This is a genomic window from Polaromonas sp. YR568 (assembly GCF_943371715.1).
Lineage (GTDB): Bacteria > Pseudomonadota > Gammaproteobacteria > Burkholderiales > Burkholderiaceae_C > Polaromonas.
In genome coordinates this window covers 1-18,143 of the sequence record NZ_CALRVW010000011.1, presented here as the reverse complement: position 1 = coordinate 18,143, position 18,143 = coordinate 1, and the positions used below count along the sequence as shown (strand labels likewise).

General features: G+C 64.1%; 18 protein-coding genes. 5 read left to right on the top strand and 13 right to left on the bottom strand.

Annotated elements, in window-relative coordinates; all coding sequences use genetic code 11:
* Window positions 1-27: 27 nt before the first annotated feature.
* The gene (locus AAG813_RS09940; protein WP_341914431.1) at window positions 28-810 is read right to left on the bottom strand and encodes a DUF4189 domain-containing protein; all 783 of its coding nucleotides are present in this window, start codon (window positions 808-810) and stop codon (window positions 28-30) included.
* A gap of 224 nt (window positions 811-1,034) precedes the next feature.
* Between AAG813_RS09940 and AAG813_RS09935 the strand changes: the two genes are divergently transcribed.
* From AAG813_RS09935 to AAG813_RS09920, 4 genes are all read left to right on the top strand, one after another.
* Entirely contained in the window at window positions 1,035-1,727 is a 693-nt protein-coding gene (locus tag AAG813_RS09935; protein ID WP_341914429.1) for a ProQ/FINO family protein, read from the top strand.
* 65 nt (window positions 1,728-1,792) lie between these two features.
* Entirely contained in the window at window positions 1,793-2,017 is a 225-nt protein-coding gene (locus AAG813_RS09930) for a hypothetical protein (RefSeq protein ID WP_341914427.1), read from the top strand.
* Window positions 2,018-2,080: 63 nt separating this feature from the next.
* Window positions 2,081-3,811 (top strand): ABC transporter ATP-binding protein/permease, encoded by a 1,731-nt coding sequence (locus AAG813_RS09925; protein WP_341914425.1) that lies wholly within the window; start codon window positions 2,081-2,083, stop codon window positions 3,809-3,811.
* Window positions 3,812-3,843: 32 nt separating this feature from the next.
* Window positions 3,844-4,275: a GNAT family N-acetyltransferase gene (locus AAG813_RS09920; RefSeq protein ID WP_341914423.1), complete on the top strand. Its 432-nt coding sequence runs from the start codon at window positions 3,844-3,846 to the stop codon at window positions 4,273-4,275.
* A gap of 98 nt (window positions 4,276-4,373) precedes the next feature.
* Here the strand turns inward: AAG813_RS09920 and AAG813_RS09915 are convergent, their stop codons facing one another.
* The 12 genes from AAG813_RS09915 to AAG813_RS09860 form a co-directional block, all read right to left on the bottom strand.
* Entirely contained in the window at window positions 4,374-5,240 is an 867-nt protein-coding gene (locus AAG813_RS09915) for an alpha/beta hydrolase (RefSeq protein WP_341914421.1), read from the bottom strand.
* 49 nt (window positions 5,241-5,289) lie between these two features.
* Entirely contained in the window at window positions 5,290-6,432 is a 1,143-nt protein-coding gene (locus tag AAG813_RS09910; protein WP_341914419.1) for an ABC transporter substrate-binding protein, read from the bottom strand.
* 29 nt (window positions 6,433-6,461) lie between these two features.
* Entirely contained in the window at window positions 6,462-7,553 is a 1,092-nt protein-coding gene (locus AAG813_RS09905; RefSeq protein WP_341914417.1) for a branched-chain amino acid ABC transporter permease, read from the bottom strand.
* A gap of 11 nt (window positions 7,554-7,564) precedes the next feature.
* Window positions 7,565-8,548 carry a branched-chain amino acid ABC transporter permease gene (locus AAG813_RS09900; RefSeq protein WP_341914415.1) on the bottom strand — a complete coding sequence of 328 codons (984 nt, stop codon included), beginning with the start codon at window positions 8,546-8,548 and terminating at the stop codon, window positions 7,565-7,567.
* The gene (locus AAG813_RS09895; RefSeq protein ID WP_341914413.1) at window positions 8,545-9,270 is read right to left on the bottom strand and encodes an ABC transporter ATP-binding protein; all 726 of its coding nucleotides are present in this window, start codon (window positions 9,268-9,270) and stop codon (window positions 8,545-8,547) included. The genes AAG813_RS09900 and AAG813_RS09895 overlap by 4 nt, the downstream gene beginning before the upstream one ends.
* Window positions 9,267-10,043, bottom strand: coding sequence for an ABC transporter ATP-binding protein (locus AAG813_RS09890; protein ID WP_341914411.1), 777 nt, complete (start codon window positions 10,041-10,043; stop codon window positions 9,267-9,269). The genes AAG813_RS09895 and AAG813_RS09890 overlap by 4 nt, the downstream gene beginning before the upstream one ends.
* Before the next feature lie 184 nt (window positions 10,044-10,227).
* Window positions 10,228-11,412 carry a substrate-binding domain-containing protein gene (locus tag AAG813_RS09885; RefSeq protein WP_341914409.1) on the bottom strand — a complete coding sequence of 395 codons (1,185 nt, stop codon included), beginning with the start codon at window positions 11,410-11,412 and terminating at the stop codon, window positions 10,228-10,230.
* A 151-nt stretch (window positions 11,413-11,563) separates the two neighbouring features.
* Entirely contained in the window at window positions 11,564-13,060 is a 1,497-nt protein-coding gene (locus tag AAG813_RS09880; RefSeq protein ID WP_341914407.1) for a sigma 54-interacting transcriptional regulator, read from the bottom strand.
* A gap of 45 nt (window positions 13,061-13,105) precedes the next feature.
* On the bottom strand, window positions 13,106-14,119 hold the full coding sequence (locus AAG813_RS09875) for a tripartite tricarboxylate transporter substrate-binding protein (RefSeq protein ID WP_341914405.1): 1,014 nt from the start codon (window positions 14,117-14,119) through the stop codon (window positions 13,106-13,108).
* A gap of 24 nt (window positions 14,120-14,143) precedes the next feature.
* Window positions 14,144-15,646: a tripartite tricarboxylate transporter permease gene (locus tag AAG813_RS09870; protein ID WP_341914403.1), complete on the bottom strand. Its 1,503-nt coding sequence runs from the start codon at window positions 15,644-15,646 to the stop codon at window positions 14,144-14,146.
* Window positions 15,647-15,649: 3 nt separating this feature from the next.
* Window positions 15,650-16,171 carry a tripartite tricarboxylate transporter TctB family protein gene (locus tag AAG813_RS09865; RefSeq protein ID WP_341914401.1) on the bottom strand — a complete coding sequence of 174 codons (522 nt, stop codon included), beginning with the start codon at window positions 16,169-16,171 and terminating at the stop codon, window positions 15,650-15,652.
* Window positions 16,172-16,311: 140 nt separating this feature from the next.
* Window positions 16,312-17,271 carry a tripartite tricarboxylate transporter substrate-binding protein gene (locus AAG813_RS09860; protein ID WP_341914399.1) on the bottom strand — a complete coding sequence of 320 codons (960 nt, stop codon included), beginning with the start codon at window positions 17,269-17,271 and terminating at the stop codon, window positions 16,312-16,314.
* 97 nt (window positions 17,272-17,368) lie between these two features.
* Between AAG813_RS09860 and AAG813_RS09855 the strand changes: the two genes are divergently transcribed.
* Window positions 17,369-18,061 (top strand): response regulator transcription factor, encoded by a 693-nt coding sequence (locus tag AAG813_RS09855; RefSeq protein WP_341914398.1) that lies wholly within the window; start codon window positions 17,369-17,371, stop codon window positions 18,059-18,061.
* Window positions 18,062-18,143: the final 82 nt, after the last annotated feature.

The following is an 18,143-nucleotide window of genomic DNA, read 5'->3' as shown; positions in this document are numbered from 1 at the left end:
AGCCAGCGACCGCGGCGCCCCCGGGACTTACCGCCTGCTGATCACCACAGAACCGCCAGCGCCCCCGGCGTCGTTGTTCTGGCCACGCAGGACACCGGAACTGCCGATGCTCACAGTGAAAGTGTCGGGATCGTAGTTGCCCGAACCCTGCAGGTAGACAGGATTGCTGCCCTTGATCGTGACGGTGTTGCCGCGAACCGTGATCAGCATGTTCTGCTGAATCTTCTTGGCCTGGCCCTGGTTGTTGGTGTAAGCCAGAACCATCACGCCGCGATAGACGCCGTTGCCGGATTTCTCGTTGACCCGCAAGGTCCCGTTGTAGGGGAAGCCGGCGGATCCGGCATAGTCCACCTGCCAGTCACCCTGCATCTGGAATTCCGCGCTGGCCGCGTTGTTGTCCGTGGACCCGGCATCCTGGTCGGACGAGGCCTTCGTGGCATCACAGCCCCATGAACGGACCTTGCAGCTTGACCCGCCCTTGGCCCGGCATTCCGACAAGGCGCGCTGCTGGACGATGGAACTCGTGGCACCGGTTCCCCAGCCATAGGCGTTGGAGCCCTTGGCCTGGTCTGCGGCGTAGGCGCCGCATTCGGCACGGAAGCGCAGCACCACGGCACAGTCGGAACCACACTCCCGCATCGCGCGCTTTTCGGCCTGGTCGGTCGTCGGGTGGTTGAAGGAGAACCCGTATTTTTCACCCTGCAGGCTGTCAATGGCCAGCGCGCCCGCGGCCATGGCCTGGGCCCCTACAAACGAAAGCAGCAAGGCAAAAGCGAGTCTGGCTGCAACAGCCTTCATTCCAGAAATCATGGTGGTTTCCTGTCAGAAATATTTTGAACACAACGCGCAAAAACCGGAGGTGCGCGGCAGGCCTGGCATGAGGGCATTCCTTCCCGCATGTCAGGTCAAATTATCGATGCCCGAAGCCGCCAGAAACCGGCAACCGACGGCCATTCAGACCCCATGAACATGGGGTTTACACAGCGGCCGGGCCGTTTGGTTGACAATCATGGGTTGACCCCAAGATGACCCCCATGACCATGACCCCTTCAGAAACAAGCGCAGCCCCCGTTGAAACCGTCCAGGCGGACGAGACCACACCGGCCGGGCAACCCTCCAGTGCGCCGGCAGGCGAACCCATCGCCGCAGGCCGTTCGCGTTCGGTGCAACCTGTGCTGGAAAAGCTGTTCGAGCTGTACCCACACCTCTTCGGCGCCAATTTCCTGCCGCTCAAGCTCGGGATTTTTCAGGAACTGCTGGCCGCGCACCCCGAACACTTCCAGCGCGACAGCCTCAAGGCGGCGCTGGGCATCCACACACGCTCCACGCGTTACCTGCAATGCGTGACCGCCGGCAACAAGCGCCACGACCTGCAGGGCAATGCGGGGGACGACGTGGCGCCCGAACATGTCTACCTGTCACTGCTTGAACTGTTCCGCCGCCGCCAGGCCCGCGCCCGCGAGGACCTGCGGCCCAAATTCCGCGCGCAGTTGATGGCCGCGTTCGAGGCCAGCGGACTGACCCGCCAGGACTACCAGGCGCGGGTCCAGACCAATGACCTGGAAGCCACCGCCCTGCTCGAGGAAGCCTTCGCCGAGCGCGACCAGAAGCTGGCCAAACGCGAAGCCTTGCGCCGCACGTTTGAAAGCAGCGGCAAGACCGCCGAGGAATTTGCCGACATGTACGGCCTCGACAAACGCGAGCTCGTCGCGGCCATCAAGGCCTGACCATGGCCGACGGCCGGGCATGTCCGGACATTCCCGGACAAGCGAAGGTGAAGGCCTTGCCAGCCTTGACGCTCAGCAGGGTCAATGACGGCGTGTACCGCGTACTCACCGGTACTGGCCTCCATGTGGGCAACCTCAAGCTGATTGGCGGGCAATGGAAGTTCAAGGCCATCGGTTACGGCGCCGGGGGTGAGGTTTTTCCAGGCGGCGGCCCCCTGACCGGGCGGCACAACACCGTCTTCGCAGCGCCCGACGAGGCCGTGATCACCGCCGTGCTGGCCCCGCCCTGACTTCATGTCCAATAGGGGGATGGACCGCCCCTCCGACATCGGCCCGCAGGCCTTGCAGCACCCATGAGCACAGAAGCAGCACCCGGCTTCAATGTCCGCCTGTGGCGACGTTTCGTGGCGATCGCCCGGCCCTACTGGCTCTCGGATGAACGCTGGCGTTCCCGGGGTCTGCTGGCCCTGCTGATTGTGCTGCTGCTGGCGCAGACGGCCGTCAGCGTGCTGTTCAACCACGAGACCGGCGAGTTCACCTCGGCCCTGGCCGCGGGGGACACCGAACGCTTCTGGGCCTCGATCTGGCGTTACACGGCCATCCTCATCGCGGCGGTTCCACTCTACGGCCTGTACTACTTCGTGCGCGACACCCTGGGTCTGCGCTGGCGCCGCTGGCTGACGCACCACTTCCTGGCACGCTATTTTCATCAGCGCGCCTACTACCGGCTCAACGCCGTCGCCGGCATTGACAACCCCGACCAGCGCATTGCCGAGGACATCAACACCTTCACCCAGCAGTCGCTGTACTTCTCGATGATTGTGCTGGGGTCCTTCATCCAGCTGGTCGCCTTTTCCGGTGTGTTGTGGTCCATTTCCCAGGGGCTGGTTTACTTCCTGATCGGTTATGCCGTGTTCAGCACCTGGTTCACCGGCTCGGTGTTCGGCAAGCGGCTGATCGGCCTGAATTTCCGCCAGCTGCAGCGCGAGGCCGACTTCCGTTTCAGCTTGGTGCGGGTGCGTGAACATGCCGAACCGATCGCCTTCTACGACGGGGAAGCACGCGAGATGTCGGCGCTGCAGCGCATTTTCCAGGCGGCTTATGCCAACTTCCAGCAGGTGCTGCGCTGGCAGTTCAAGCTCAACCTCTTCCAGTTCGCCCACAGCTTCCTGACGGTGGTGCTGCCCACCGTGATCATTGCCGGCGATGTGCTCTCCGGAAAGCTGGAGGTCGGCCGGGCGATCCAGGCTGCCGGCGCCTTCGCTGCCATCCTGAGTGCGCTGACGGTGATCGTCGAACACTTCGAGGGCCTGAGCCGCTTTTCCGCCGGGGTGGACCGGTTGCATGCCTTCTCGCAGGCGCTGGATGCCCAGGCCGACCAGCCCACCGGGCTCAGTGATGACACCCCGCAGCAGATCCGCACCACACCGGGCTTTGAGTTGGCCCTGGACCGCCTGACGGTACTCACGCCGAATCGGGAGCACCTGCTGGTTCAGGGGCTCACGCTGGCTGTTCCCCCAGGTGAAGGGCTGCTGATCGTCGGTGCCAGCGGCGCCGGCAAAAGCTCGCTGCTGCGGGTAATGGCCGGCTTGTGGAACACGGGCTCGGGCGACGTGGTGCGCCCGGCCGGACCGGACATGCTGTTCCTGCCCCAGCAGCCCTACCTGCCGCTGGGCGATCTGCGCTGCCAGCTGACCTACCCCCAGACCGATCGCGAAGTCTCGGACGAAGAGCTGCTGTCGTGGCTGGACCGGGTGAACCTGCCGACGCTGGCGGGACGTTTCGGTGGCCTGGGCGCCGAACTGGACTGGGCCAAGGTGCTGTCCGTCGGCGAGCAACAGCGGCTGGCCTTCGCCCGCGCCCTGCTCGCCAAGCCGCGCTACCTGCTGCTCGACGAAGCCACCAGCGCGCTGGACGCGACCAACGAGGAGCGCCTGTACAGCCAGCTCGCCGGCCTGTCGATCACCCCCATCAGCGTCAGCCACCACCAAGCGCTGCTCAAGCACCACCATCAGGTGCTGGAGCTGCCCGGTGATGGCAGCTGGACGCTGCAGGCGGCGGCCACCTACCACTGGGCCCCCTGAGATGGCAGCCCTTGATTGATCAGGAGAACAATGTGTCACTCGCCTGGACCCACCTCATCGACAAGGTCGACTGGAACGAACTCTCCGCGCTCTACCTCGCGGCGCCACTGGGAAACAAGAAGCCGGCCGACCTGAAAACTGTCTTCACGAACAGTATGTTCCGCTGCTTCGTTCATGAGAATGGAAAACTGGTCGGGGTTGGCCGGGCGCTGGCCGATGGTGTGGACTGCGCCTACATCTGCGACGTTGCGGTGATGCCCAGCCACCAGGGCACAGGCCTGGGCCAGCAGATCGTCGGCAAACTCGTGAGCCTGTCCCGCGGCCACCGGAAAATCATTCTCTACGCGGTTCCCGGCAAGGAAGGCTTTTACCGAAAACTCGGTTTCAGGCGCATGCGCACGGCCATGGCGATTTTTGAGAACCAGGCACTGGCCATGGAGCGTGGGTATCTCGATGACACGTGATCCGTGCCAGCCTGTTGGCGCCGGGATGATGCATGAAATCGGCCTCCAGACCTCTATCCACGGGCGCCATCAGCTATTTAATCAATAGCAATCCAGACTCAGCCCGCCGCGTCGATGAATGCCGCCACCCGATCCAGCTGATCGGGCACGTTGAGCGCCGGCGCATGGCCGCAGCCGGCCACTTCCACCACCTGCAGCCGGCCTGCGGCGCCCGGGCCGCGGGTCTGCATCTCGGTGGTGGTGTCGCGCAGCACGAGGTCGGACTCGGCGCCGCGCAGGCACAGTACCGGAATCTCGAGGGCGTCGTAATGCTCCCAGATCAGGTAGTCGCCCGGGTGGTGGGTGAACTGCTGCACCATGGCCGGGTCGTAATGCGGCGTCAGGCGGCCGTCGGGCAGGCGGCGTGCCGAGGTCTCCGTCATGCGGCGCCACTGGGCGTCGCTGAGCCAGCCATAAGGCTTGTAGACCTGCCGGAAGAAGGCTTCGAGCGCCAGCATGGTGTCAAAGGCCGGCGGGTTGCCGGCGTAGGACTTGATCCGTTCGACCGCCGGGTCGGCGATCTGCGGCGCGGTGTCGTTGAGTACCAGGCTCTGGATGCGGCCCTTCATGGCAGGCTCGAACAGGCCGGAAGCGCAGACCGTGCCGATGGCGCCACCCATGGAGGTGCCGACCCAGTGCGCCTTGTCGATGTGTAGTTGCTCGAACAGGTCGGCCGCAATACGCGCATAAAACGCCAGCTGGTATTCGCCCTTAGGGTCGGGGCTCCACTGGCTCAGCCCGCGTCCGATGGTGTCGGGGCAGATCACGCGGTAACGCGTGCTCAGGTGCGCGGCCAGTTCGTCCATGTCACGCCCGGTGCGGGCCAGCCCGTGCCAGGCGATGACGGTGGCACTGTGCTGGTGGCCCCATTCGGTGTAGTGGATCTCGCGCCCGGCGCAGGTCAAATACTCTGACGTGAATTGCATGAAGCGGACTCTCTTGTTAAATCTGTTCTTCTCGGGGTTCGGGCCGAGGTTATTTGAGCAGCTTGCCGGAGCTGCCGATCACGGTCACTTCCACATAACGTGAGCCGATGCGGTTGGCGGGTGAATAGTTGACAACGACACCCCCGGTGTCGAAGCTGTTCATCGACTCCAGTGCCTTGACCACCTTGGCGCGTGTCGGGTTGGGGCCGGCGCGCCGCAGGGCTTCGACCAGCACCTTGGCGCCGACAAACTCCTCAAAACTCGTGTAGTTGACGACTTCGGCGGGCGCATATTTTTTCAGCAGCGCATGGTATTCACGCACCACCGGCGTGTTCGGCATGAAGGGATACGGCACCACCTGGCTGATGCCCAGTCCGTGGGCGTTTTTCAGGCCGGCAAGCCTGACGAGTTCGGCCGGGTCCACCACCGAGATGTTGTAGAGCTGCGCGCCGCCGCCGGTCTCGCGGTAGAGCTTGACAAAAGCCGCCGTGGATTTGTTGACCGAAATCATGATGATGGCCTGCGCGTCCGAGGCCTTGATCTTCCTGACCGCCTCTTCGACCTTGTCGGTGTTGCGCTCATACCCGGCCGCCACGGCCAGCTTCAGCTTGCGTTTGGCCAGCGCGTTTTCCACGCCCAGCAGGCCGGCCTTGCCGAAGCCGTCGTCCTGGTACATCACCGCGATGCGGCTCATGCCCAGCGTCGTCACCTGCTGCACCATGTGTTCGGCCTCGTCGGCATAACCGGCGCGCACATGAAAGATCCAGGGGTTGAACGGGTTGCGCAGCGACTCGCCACCGGTGTAGGGCGCCACCAGCGCGGCGCCGCCCACATCGAGCACGCCATCGGCCAGCAACTGCGTGACGTTGGCCGTGCCGGCAAAGCCGAACAGCGCCACCACCTCGGGCCGGGCCAGCATTTCGCGCGTGAGGCGCACGGTCTCGGGCACCTTGTAACCGTCGTCAGCCACCTCGTGGCGGATCTTTGCGCCGTGCACCCCGCCCTGCGCATTGATGTGGTCGAAATAGATCTTGCCGCCCACCACCATCTGGTGGCCGGTGCTGGCCAGCACGCCGGACAGCGGCGCGACCTGACCAATGACCAGATCAGCCGCCTGCGCCATGCCGCCCAGCCCGAAAAGGGCCAGCGCGGCCAGCGTCTGTCGGCCCCAGGTGTTCAAGCTTGTCTTCATCTTTTTGTCTCCTGCTGGTGGCCTGGCGTTCAGGTCCGGTGGGTTGGTCCCTGACTACGCACGGCCCTGAGCCGCCCCACAACGCCGGTGGGAAAGTAATACACCGATAAAACGAACAGGACGCCTAGCCAGAGCAGCCAGCGGTCGGGTGACAGCAGGGCCGCCAGCCACGGCAGGCCGGCAGCGGCTTCGCTGCCCAGGCGCAGCAGGTCCTGCAGGTAGCTCTGCGCCACCAGGAACAGGGCAGCGCCTATGGCTGCGCCGTAAATCGTGCCCATGCCGCCGATCACGACAATCAGCAACACATCGATCATGATTTCGAACGACAGCGAGGTGTCGGGGCCGTTGTAACGCAGCCAGAGCGCGAGCATGGCGCCGGCCACGGTGGCAAACAGCGCCGACAGCACACTGGAGGTGGTGCGGTAGACCACCACGCGGTAACCGATGGCTTCCGCGCGGAACTCGTTCTCGCGAATCGCCTGCAGCACGCGGCCGAAGGGCGAGTTGACGATGCGCAGCAGGCTCAGCAGCAGCACCAGCGAAAGCACAAACAGCAGGTAGTAACACAGCAGGCGACCGTCCATGGACACCCCCAGGAAAGGCTGCTCCATGAATTCGAAGCTCGGCGACAGCAGCTCGGGCACCTTGAAGGTCAGGCCGTCTTCGCCGCCGGTGACGTCCGACAGCTGCGAGGCCAGCGTCTGGAAGGCCGAGGCCACGGCCAGTGTGATCATGGCAAAAAAGATGGCCTTGACCCGCAGCGAAAACAGGCCGACGGCGAGCGACAGCACAAACGACAGCGCCAGTGCGCACAGCAGGCCCACGGCCAGCGCGCCCCAGGTCGGGCCCATGTGGGTGGTGGCCACTGCAATGCCATAGGCACCGATGCCGAAAAACATGGTGTGCGCAAAACTGACGATGCCGGTGTAGCCCAGCAGCAGGTCGAAGCTGGCCACCAGCACGATGAAAATCAGCACCTTGGCGGCCACGTTGAGCGCCTTGACGCCGGGAAAAATGAAGGGTGCAAACGCCAGCGCCAGCAGCAGGCCGACCAGGATCACGGCCAGCACGCGGTTGCGCGGAAAGTCGCCGGAAAGAACGCGGGTGAGGAAGGTGTTCATCGGGCTCGTCCTCAGCGGTTGGTCACGGGGTAGATGCCCTGCGGCCGCCACAGCAGCACCGCAGCCATCAGCGCGATGTTGGAAAACAGCGCCACCTTGGGCGCCAGGAAACCGGTGTAGTTGGCCATCAGGCCCACCAGCAAGGCGCCTATCAGCGCGCCGCCGGTCGAACCGAGGCCGCCGATGATGATGACGATGAAGATCAGCACATTGACCTGCGCGCCCATCTGCGGAACCACGTTCTGCTGGTACAGGCCCCACATCACGCCGCCCAGGCCGGCCAGCGCGCTGCCGACCACAAACACGCCAACAAACAGGCGCTTGATGCGGTAACCCAGCGACTCGACCATCTCGCGGTCCTGCACGCCGGCACGGATCAACAGGCCGATCTTGGTGCGCGCCAGCGTCCAGGCCAGCAGCGCAAACACCGCCAGGCCCACGACCACCGCGATCAGCCGGTATTTTTCGATCGCTGCATCACCGACCAGCAGCGAGCCGCGCATGGCCTCCGGCAGAGGCAGCGCGATCTGCGCCGGACCCCAGATCACCTTGATCAGTTCCTCGCCAATGATCATGCCGCCCATGGTGATGAGGATCTGCTTGAGGTGCTGGCCGTAAACCGGCCGCACGATGAAACGTTCAAACGCCAGGCCGACGGCACCGGCCACCAGCATGGCCACCAGCATGGCCGGCAGCACCGCCACCAGGTTGCGCCACAGCTCCTGCGAGCCGGTCCAGTCGCTCATGGCACCCAGCACGCTGGTGGCTACAAAAGCCCCCAGCGCAATGAACACACCATGGCCGAAATTGAGCACGTCCATCAGGCCGAACACCAGCGTCAGGCCCGAGGCGATGATGAAGATGATCATGCCCATGGCCAGGCCGGCCACCGTGAGCGTGAGCCAGGTCGAGCTGGAGCCGATGAAGGGGAACACCAGCACGGCGAGCAGGGGCACCAGCGCCAGCGGTTTCCAGTCGAAATCAAGAGTTTTCATAGTGCCAGTCCAAGCAGGGATTGCTGCAGCGCCGCGTCTTCGGCCAGTTCGGCCATGGACCCGGCATGCACGACGCGGCCGTTGTCCATCACGGCCACGGTGTCGCCCAGGCGTTTGGCGAAACTGATGTTCTGTTCCACCAGCAAGATCGTCACGCCGCTGGCCTTGAGTTGCGCAAACGCGTCGATCATGTTGTTGATGATGGCCGGCGCCAGACCCTTGCTGGGTTCGTCGACGATCAGCAGTTCACGCGGCTCCACGATCGCGCGGGCCACGGCCAGCATCTGCTTTTGTCCGCCCGAGAGTTTGCCCGCCGGGTGGTTCCAGAATTTTTCGACCGCCGGAAACAGCGAGAAGATCCACTTCAGGCGTGCCTCGTCCATCTGGCTGGCACGTCTGGCGCTGCGCGCGGCCAGCAGCATGTTCTCCTTGACCGTGAGGTCCGAGAAAATGCCCATGCTTTCGGGCACGTAGGCGATGTTGAGTTCGGCAATCTGCGGCGTGCTGAGCCTGGTGATGTCGCGCCCCGCAAAACGGACACGCCCTTGCGAGGCCTGCCACAGACCCATGATGGTGCGCAGCGTGGTGGTTTTTCCGGCGCCGTTGCGGCCCAGCAGCATGGTCAGCTGACCGCGCGGAATGGCCAGGTCCACCCCGTGCAGGATGTGGTACGCGCCGATGTGGGTATGCACCCCTTCGAGGGTGAGCAGGTTGTCGTTCATGCGCCCTCCCCGGCACGTTCGGGCGCCACACCCAGGTAGGCCTCTTGCACAATCGGCGACGCAATCACCTCGGCCGGCTCGCCATCGGCGACCAGCGTGCCGTTGTGCAGCACGATGATGCGGTCGGCGAGTTCGCGCACCACGTCCATCTTGTGCTCCACCAGCAAAATCGTCTTGCTCTTGTCCTGCTTGAGCTGGCGGATCAGGTTCAGGATCACCGGCGCTTCGTCGGTGCTCATGCCGGCGGTCGGTTCGTCGAACATGAACACCTGCGACTCCAGTGCCATCAGCAGGGCCACCTCGAGCTTGCGCTGGTCACCGTGCGGCAGGCTGGCCACCGGCATCGCTGCCTTGCCCTGCATCGCCACGATTTCCAGGATTTCCTCGGCGCGCTGCAGCAAGGCCTTGTGGTCACTCCAGATGCTCCACAGGTTCAGGCCGCGCCGGTGTTTGCCGTGGTGGGTGGCCTGCACCGCCAGACGAACGTTTTCAAGCACCGACAGATTGGGAAACAGGTTGGTCAGCTGGAAAGCCCGACCCAGGCCGGCCAGCGTGCGTGCCGAGGCGCTCAGGCCGGAGATGTCCTCGCCATTGAGAAAAACCGTGCCGCTGCTGGCCTTGAGCTGACCCGAGATCAGGTTGAAATACGTGGTCTTGCCGGCGCCGTTCGGGCCAACAATGGCCGTCAAGGTGCCAGGTGCAAAGGTGCAGCTGACAGCATTGACCGCCACGTGCCCGCCGAAGCGGATCGTGAGTTCTTTGGTTTGAAGCATATTTTTTGGCTCCCCAAAACAGCGGGAGCAGCGTAGCGAAGAGTCGGACTTCCCTGGCTGTCATCCCGGACCTGATCCGGGATCCATGCAGGCACATCGCCATCGGCGGGTCAGTGCGACATGGATTGCGGGTCAGAGCCTGCCCCGGACTTGGTCCGGGGCCCGCAATGACCATTCAGCGCAATTACCGCTTGTTCCTGATCGGAACGTTCATTTCCTCAGGCTTGATCTCGCGCACGAGTTCAGGCACGCCCCAGGCAAACGCCGGGTCCACCTTGATCTTGAAGTGGTACATGCTCTGCATGGCCTGGTGGTCTTCCTTGCGGAAGGTCATCTTGCCTTTGGGCGTGTCGAAACTCATGCCTTCCATGGTCTTGATCAGCGTGTTGGTATTGGTGTCGCCCTTGCTGTTTTTGAGCGCGGTGACGACGGCCATCGCAGCCGAGAAGCCGCCGGCGGTGAAGAAGTCAGGCGGCGCCTTGAACTGCTTGTAGTGCTGGGCCACCATGGCGTCATTGATCGGGTTTTTCGGCATGCCGAAGTAGTAGTAGGCGGCGCCTTCCATGCCGGGGAACTGCTTGTAGGCGACCATGGCTGGCAGGATGTTGCCACCGGTGGCGATCTCGATGCCGTGGCGCTTGAGGTCCATGTCGGCGATCTTGAACGGGTTGCCACCGGCCCAGATGATGAAGATCACCTTGCGGCCCGGCACACCCTTGAGCTTGTCGATCAGGCGCTGGCCGCCGGCAGTGAAGTCGGTGGTCGCTGGCGGCAGGTACTCTTCATGCACCAGCTTGGCTTTCTTGATGGCTTCCTTGAAGGCCTTGACGCCGTCGCGGCCGAACGCCGAGTCCTGCGCCATGGTGGCAATCGTCACACCCTCCTTGTCCAGCGCCACGGCGTTGGAAATCGCGTCCTGCGAGCTGTTGCGGCCGGTGCGGAAGATGTACTTGTTCCACTTGTCGCCGGTGATGCTGTCGGCCACCGCGGGCTCGACCAGCAGGATCTTCTTGTACTCTTCAGCGACCGGCAGCATGGCCAGCGCCACGGGCGAGGCGGTGGGACCCACAGCCAGATCGACCTTGTCATCGCCATAAGCCGCAGCCAGCAGGGACTTGCCCTGGTCCGGCTTGCCCTGGTCGTCCTTTTCGATCACCACGATTTTTTTACCGGCCACCATCATGGTGCCGCCGGTGGCGTAGTCCAGGCCCATCATGAAACCGGTGGCCGTCTGCTTGCCATAGGCCTCCAGCGGGCCGGTCTTGCTGTAGATGTGGGCGATCTTGATTTCTTTGGCCTGGCTCAGGGCCAGTGGCGAAACAAAAGCGGTGGCGAGTGCGGCAAGCGCGATCAGCGTGCGACGATGCATGGATGTCTCCTGTTGTTGGTCGATGCACCATGATTGCACATCTCGTGCCAGAAAAGAACCGTTGATTCATATGGTTTTTTTCTGATTGGATACCGTACTGTCCATTTATAAGACAAGTTATATGACTTTTTATCAGACAGTTGTCTAATTTTTATGCAGGGTTATCCAGACGTTCATACAGCTTGGCGCGGGAAATTCCAAGCAGACGCGAGGCGGCCAGCTTGTTGCCGCCAGTCGCCACCATGGCAGCGGCAATGGCGCGGCGCTCCACCTGCGCCACCTGCTCGGCCAGTGGTCGCAGCGGGTCGGAGCCGGACTCTGCGCCGTCCCCGAATTCCGCCAGCGGCAAAGGCGCAATCCGCTCGATGCCCGCCTCCTTGAGCACCTCCTCGAATTGCGCGCGGCCGATGTTGAGCGAGTCGCTGCGCATCACCGCCTGCTCCAGCACATTGCGCAGCTCACGGATGTTGCCGCGCCAGGTCTGCGCCGACAGCAGCGCCAGCGCGTCGGGCGCGAGTTCGGGCTGGCGGTCGCCACTGCGCAGCGCCATTTCCTCGCCCAGCACCTCGAGCAGCGCCGGAATGTCGGAGCGGCGCTCGCGCAGCGGCGGCACCTTGATCGGCAGCACGTTGAGGCGGTAAAACAGGTCTTCGCGAAACCTGCCCTCACGCACCAGCGCGGCCAGGTCGCGCGAGGTTGCGGCGATCAGGCGTGCATCAAACGGGATCAGCTTGTTCGAGCCCAGCGGCTCGATCTCGCCTTCCTGCAGGGCGCGCAGCAGCTTGGCCTGCAGGGCCTGCGGCATGTCGCCGATCTCGTCGAGAAACAGCGTGCCGCCGTCGGCGAGCTTGAACTTGCCCTCGCGGCCCTTGCGGTCGGCGCCGGTGTAGGCCCCCGGTGCCACGCCAAAAAATTCGGCTTCCAGCAGGGTGTCGGGTACGGCTGCGATGTTGACACTGATGAAGGGCCCGCGCGCCCGGCTGGAGCTCGCATGGATGGCGTGGGCCAGCAGCTCCTTCCCGGTGCCGGTTTCGCCCAGCAGCAGCACCGGGCTGGAGGTCTGGGCCGCACGCCGGGCCTGGCGCTTGACCTCGACCGCAGCCGGACTGGTGCCGACAAAACTGGCAAAGGTGTACTTGGACTGGCGTTGCCCGCCGGTGTGCTGCAGCCGCTGGCTGGCCAGTTCGCGGCGGGCGTCGTCGAGGTCGCGGTGCAACAGCGCAAACTTGCTGATCAGCGGCTGCAGCGTGGTTTCGGGATGGTCGAACAGCACGATGCCGATGGCACCGATGACATCACCGCCGCTTTCATCGCGCAGCGGGATGCGGCTGACAACAAAGGTGCCGGCGCGGTTGGTCAGCAGGTCGATCAGGAAAGGCTCGCCGGTTTCCAGCACGCGGCGCATCTGCGTGTTGGGAATGACCTCCTCCACCATGTGGCCGACAAACTGGTCCACCGACGAAAAGCCCAGCGCCGGCAAAAAGCGCTTGTAGCCTTCGTTGACCCAGACAATGCGGCCGGTGCGGTCCACCAGAAACATGCCCTGGCTGATGCTGGAGAACAGCTGGAACATGGACCGTGCGGCCAGTTCCAGAATGCTCTGCGCGTCGAGCGGCAAGCCGTGCGGCGGGGTAGCGGTGTGTTCCATGCGCAGATGGTAGCGCGGTAACGCGCCGGCGCCGCAGCTCGGCTGTCAGGCCTTGAGCTTGAGCAGGTGCACCATCACGCGCGAGGTGGTCAGGTCGAAGTCGATGAAGCTGTCGAAGTTCGGGCCCGAGAGCCACGAGGACTCCCAGCGGTTCTGCTTCATGACTTTCTGCCAGGACTCATGGTTGGTCGCCAGCCGCACCGCCTCGACCATCTCGGCGCGCCGCTCTGCCGGCACGTCCTGTCCGGTGAAGACGCCACGCCAGTTGGCCATGTCCACGTCCACACCCTGCTCGCGAATGGCCGGAATGCCGAACACCGAGCGTTTGGACGACACCCCAATGGCGCGCAACTTGCCGCTGGCCAGCTGGTCGCTGAATTCGCTGTAGCCTGAAATACCCACGGCCGCCTTGCCCGACAGCACGGCCTGCACCACCTCGGCACCGCCGGCGAAAGGCAGGTAGACCAGCTCTTCGGGTTTGCTGCGGGAACCCCGCGTGAACACGCCGGAGAACACATGATCGACGCCGCCGGCGGAGCCTCCGGCAATAGGCACGTCTTTGGGGTTGACACGCATGCGTTCGGCGAAGTCGCTGATGTTGCGAATCGGGGAGTTGGCGGCCACCACCACCACCAGATAGTCGCTGGTCAGGCGGGCAATGGGGTGAATGCGGCTCATGTCCACGGCAGGCTTTTGCAGCGCGACCGCGCCCACCATCACCATGCCGCCCATCAACAGGGTGTTGGCATCACGGCTGTATTTGTCGGCGTAATACGCCAGCCCGACGGTGCCGCCCTTGCCGCCCTTGTTTTCATAGTCGATCTCGTCGGCCATGCCGGCCCCGACAAGCGCCGCGCCCAGGGCCCGGCCGGTCTGGTCCCAGCCACCCCCCGCGTTGGCGGGGATCACGATGCGCAACCTGGGCGCCAGTTTGACGGCCGCACGGCTTTTTGCCGCCACGGCCGGCTTGCCGGTTTGCGCCAATACGGTTGCGGTGAGACCGCCCCAGGCAGCCATGCCCAGTCCGCCAAGAACGGCGCGTCGTTTGATATTCTGCATGTCCTTCTCCCTTGGTTGAAAAACTCAGGCCGCGAGCCGGCGTGCCGACCAGCGTTTGGCCAGGCGCGGCAGGATCAGCACCGCCAGCACCACCACGATCAGGACCACCGACATCGGCCGCTGCAGGAACACCATCGCGCTGCCCTCACCGATCGACATGGCGTTGCGCAGTTGGGCTTCGGCCAGCGGGCCCAGGATCATGCCGACCACCACGGGCGCGGTCGGGAAATCAAAGCGCCGCATCACCACCCCGAGCACACCGATGCCATACAGCAGGAACAGGTCAAACGCACTTTGGCGCATGCCGTAAACGCCCACCGTCGCAAAAATCAGGATGCCTGCATACAGGTAGGGTTTGGGAATCTTCAGCAGCTTGACCCACAGGCCCACCAGCGGCAGGTTGAGCACCAGCAGCATCACATTGCCGATGTACAGCGAGGCGATCAGCGCCCAGACCAGGGCCGACGACGAGGTGAACAGCTGCGGTCCGGGCTGGATGCCGTAGTTCTGGAAAGCACCCAGCAAAATCGCGGTGGTATTGGAGGTCGGAATGCCAAGCGTGAGCAGCGGAATCATGGCCGCCGTCACCGTGGCGTTGTTGGCGGCCTCGGGGCCAGCCACCCCTTCGATGGCACCCGCCGTGCCGAACTCGGCCCTGTCGCCGTCCTTGGCCAGCTTTTTCTCGGCGGCGTAACTGAGGAAAGTCGGGATCTCGGTGCCGCCGGCAGGAATGCAGCCGAACGGCGCGCCAATGGCGGTACCGCGCAGCCAGGCGGGCCAGGAGCGACGCCAGTCCCGGCCCGTCATATGGACCCGGCTCATTTTGTTCTGCGACTCGACCACTCGGCCCTCGTAAAGCACGGCGTACATGGCTTCAGCCACGGCGAACAGGCCGACGGCTACCAGAACGATCTCGACACCGTCCAGCAGCTCGGGCACACCACCGGTGTAACGCGCCTGCCCGGAAATCTGGTCCAGCCCGACCAGGCCCGCCGCCAACCCGACAAACAGGGCCGTCAGGCCGCGCACCGTGCTTTTGCCCAGCACCGCACTGACGGTGGTGAAGGCCAGCAGCATCAGCATGAAATATTCGGGCGGGCCGAGCTTGACGGCCAGTTCCGCCACGATGGGCGCAAACAGCGTGACCATCACCGTGGCAATCGTGCCGGCCACAAACGATCCGATGGCTGCGGTGGCCAGCGCCGCGCCGGCGCGCCCGCTTTTCGCCATGCGGTTGCCTTCCATGGCCGTGACCATGCTGGCCGTTTCTCCCGGCGTGTTCAGCAGGATGGAGGTGGTGGAGCCGCCGTACATCGCGCCGTAATAAATGCCGGCAAAGAAAATCATGGAGGCCGTGGCCTCGACCTTGGCCGTGATGGGCAGCAGCATGGCCACCGCCACGGCGGGCCCGATGCCGGGCAACACGCCGATGGCCGTGCCCAGCGCACAGCCCACAAAACACCACAACAGGTTGACCGGTGTGGCCGCCGTGGCAAAGCCCTGCAGCAGCTGATTGAAGATATCCATGATTTACAACCAGCCGGTAGAAGTAAGGCCCGGCAGGTTGATCGCCAGGAATTTCGTGAAGGTCCAGTACACCGGCGCGGAAATCGCGATGCCGATCAGCACGTCCTTGAGCCAGGCCAGCGGCCGTCGGTCTGCCCTGCCCTCCGCACCGCGCAGCCCCTGCAGGGCCAACACAAAACACAGGGTGCAACTGAAAATGAAGCCGATGGTGGTGATCAGCGCGGCATTGGCCAGCAGACCCGCAGACACCCAGGCAAAACCCGGCCAGTAGCCCTGGACCGCGTCCGTGGGCGCTTCCAGGGAACGAAAGCCACCGGTGCGCGCCTCGCGCACGATGAAGACGCCACAAATGAGCAGGGCGGCGGAAATTACCCACGGCAGAAAGTTCGGCCCGACGCCGCCGTAGCCCGCCGCCGAAGGAATGCTGATGGCACCTGCCGCCAGCCCGAGGCCGAGCAGTACCACGCCGGCACCGACCACGGTCTGCAAACGGATTTGCGCAGGGGAAGGATTTTCTTGTGTCATGAGTTGTCTCGCTTGAGGCGGACTGTCATCCCGGACTTGATCCGGGATCCATGCTGCATGGACCGCAGGCTTGCGTGCATGAACATGAATGGCGGCACAAGGCCGCCATGACAAACCAAAAAGGCCGCTAAACCAGTTGTTTAAACCATGCCCGACTTGACCATGGTGGCGCGCAGGCTGGCCATGTCGTCATCGACAAACTTCTCGAAGGCGGCGCCGGTCAGCACAGCCGGTGTCCAGTTGTTTTTCTCGGAGGCTTCCATCCAGCTCTTGGATTTGACAGCCTTGAGAATCATCTCGGTCAGGGCCTGGCGCTCGGCAGCCGAGATGCCGGGGGCACCGTAAACGCCGCGCCAGTTGCCGATCACCACATTGATGCCCTGCTCCTTGAGCGTGGGCACGTTGACGCCCTTGAGGCGGGTGTCGGAAGTGACGGCCAGCGCCTTCATTTTTCCGGTGTTGATGTATTCCGCAAACTCGCTGTAGCCGCTGCCGCCGACCGTGACGTTGCCGCCCAGGATGGCTGCGGTGGCTTCACCGCCGCCCCTGAAAGCCACGTAGTTGATTTTGGAAGGGTCGACGCCGACTTCACGCGCAATCATGGCCGCAGCGATGTGCTCGGTGGAGCCGCGCGAACCGCCACCCCACTTGACGCTGCCGGGGTCTTTCTTGAGCTGGGCCACGACGTCGGCCATGGTCTTGAATGGCGAGTTGGCGGGCAGCACGAACACGTTGTATTCGCTGGTCAGGCGCGCAATCGGTGTGACCTGCGACAGGCTGACCGGGGGCTTGCCGGTGATCAGGCCACCGAGCATGACGGCACCCATCACCATCAGCGCATTCGGGTCGCCCTTGCTGCCGTTGATGAACTGGGCCAGGCCCAGGGCACCGGCGGCGCCGCCCTTGTTGTCGTAACTGACGGTGGAGGCCGCGCCCGAGTCGGTCAGGGCCTTGCCCAGGGCGCGGCCGGTGGTGTCCCAGCCGCCGCCGGGGTTGGCCGGGATCATCATCTTCACATTGGCGGCAGCCAGTGCCGACAGGGGAAAAGCCCCGGTGGCGGCCAGCGCGGCCAGGGATTTCAAAAAGGTATCGCGACGCATGTATGTCTCCTTGTGTGTGGGTAACAAACGAATGATGCGCTTCCTGTCTGTCAAACGGCTGTCCGAAAACCCTAGGGAAAGTGCTAATGTCCTGCCCATGCTGACCACCATGAAATTGCTGCTGATCGAGGACGACCCTTCCATGCAGGCGGCGCTGCAGCGCGCCCTGGGCCGGCGCGGCATGGAGGTGCTGGGCTGCACCGACGGCCGCAAGGCGCTGGCGTTATGGACGGCCGCCCAGCCCGATGTGGTGGTGCTGGACCTGAGTCTGCCGGGGCTCGACGGCCTGCAGGTGCTGGACCAGGCGCGCCGCCAGGGGCTGGCCACCCCGGTGCTGATCCTGACGGCGCGCGGCACGGTGGGGGACCGCATCATCGGCCTGAACACCGGCGCCGACGACTACCTGCCCAAACCCTTTGACCTTGACGAACTCGAGGCCAGGCTGCGCGCGCTGAGCCGCCGTCGCACGGGGTCCAGCAGCGAGCCGGGGGCCGGCGACCACCTGGTGGGTGAGCTTCGTTATGAAAAGGAAAGCGGCGCGATTTACCACCGCGACCAGGTCCTCGAACTGACACCGCGCGAGCTGGGCCTGCTGCAGGCCCTGATCGTCAAGCCCGGCCAGGCGGTGTCCAAGGAAAAACTGTTCGAACTGGTGTTTCCCGGCGAGACCGATGTGCAGTACGAGGCCGTGGAGGTGGTGGTGTACCGCCTGCGCAAGAAAATGGCGCACACCGGCGTGACCCTGGTCACCCTGCGCGGCCTGGGCTATTTGCTGAAAGTGGATGCATGACTGCGGACGGAGACCAGCCACCCACAACCACGCGAGCCATCTCGCTGCGGCGTTACCTTCTGCTGGGCATCCTGCTGCCGGT

Coding starts and splice junctions, on each gene's coding strand:
- AAG813_RS09935 (WP_341914429.1), top strand. CDS start 1,035: ATGACCATGACCCCTTCAGAAACAAGCGCAGCCCCCGTTGAAACCGTC.
- AAG813_RS09910 (WP_341914419.1), bottom strand. CDS start 6,432: ATGAAGACAAGCTTGAACACCTGGGGCCGACAGACGCTGGCCGCGCTG.
- AAG813_RS09940 (WP_341914431.1), bottom strand. CDS start 810: ATGATTTCTGGAATGAAGGCTGTTGCAGCCAGACTCGCTTTTGCCTTG.
- AAG813_RS09915 (WP_341914421.1), bottom strand. CDS start 5,240: ATGCAATTCACGTCAGAGTATTTGACCTGCGCCGGGCGCGAGATCCAC.
- AAG813_RS09895 (WP_341914413.1), bottom strand. CDS start 9,270: ATGAACGACAACCTGCTCACCCTCGAAGGGGTGCATACCCACATCGGC.
- AAG813_RS09925 (WP_341914425.1), top strand. CDS start 2,081: ATGAGCACAGAAGCAGCACCCGGCTTCAATGTCCGCCTGTGGCGACGT.
- AAG813_RS09860 (WP_341914399.1), bottom strand. CDS start 17,271: ATGCGTCGCGATACCTTTTTGAAATCCCTGGCCGCGCTGGCCGCCACC.
- AAG813_RS09885 (WP_341914409.1), bottom strand. CDS start 11,412: ATGCATCGTCGCACGCTGATCGCGCTTGCCGCACTCGCCACCGCTTTT.
- AAG813_RS09875 (WP_341914405.1), bottom strand. CDS start 14,119: ATGCAGAATATCAAACGACGCGCCGTTCTTGGCGGACTGGGCATGGCT.
- AAG813_RS09865 (WP_341914401.1), bottom strand. CDS start 16,171: ATGACACAAGAAAATCCTTCCCCTGCGCAAATCCGTTTGCAGACCGTG.
- AAG813_RS09890 (WP_341914411.1), bottom strand. CDS start 10,043: ATGCTTCAAACCAAAGAACTCACGATCCGCTTCGGCGGGCACGTGGCG.
- AAG813_RS09900 (WP_341914415.1), bottom strand. CDS start 8,548: ATGAAAACTCTTGATTTCGACTGGAAACCGCTGGCGCTGGTGCCCCTG.
- AAG813_RS09870 (WP_341914403.1), bottom strand. CDS start 15,646: ATGGATATCTTCAATCAGCTGCTGCAGGGCTTTGCCACGGCGGCCACA.
- AAG813_RS09855 (WP_341914398.1), top strand. CDS start 17,369: ATGCTGACCACCATGAAATTGCTGCTGATCGAGGACGACCCTTCCATG.
- AAG813_RS09880 (WP_341914407.1), bottom strand. CDS start 13,060: ATGGAACACACCGCTACCCCGCCGCACGGCTTGCCGCTCGACGCGCAG.
- AAG813_RS09905 (WP_341914417.1), bottom strand. CDS start 7,553: ATGAACACCTTCCTCACCCGCGTTCTTTCCGGCGACTTTCCGCGCAAC.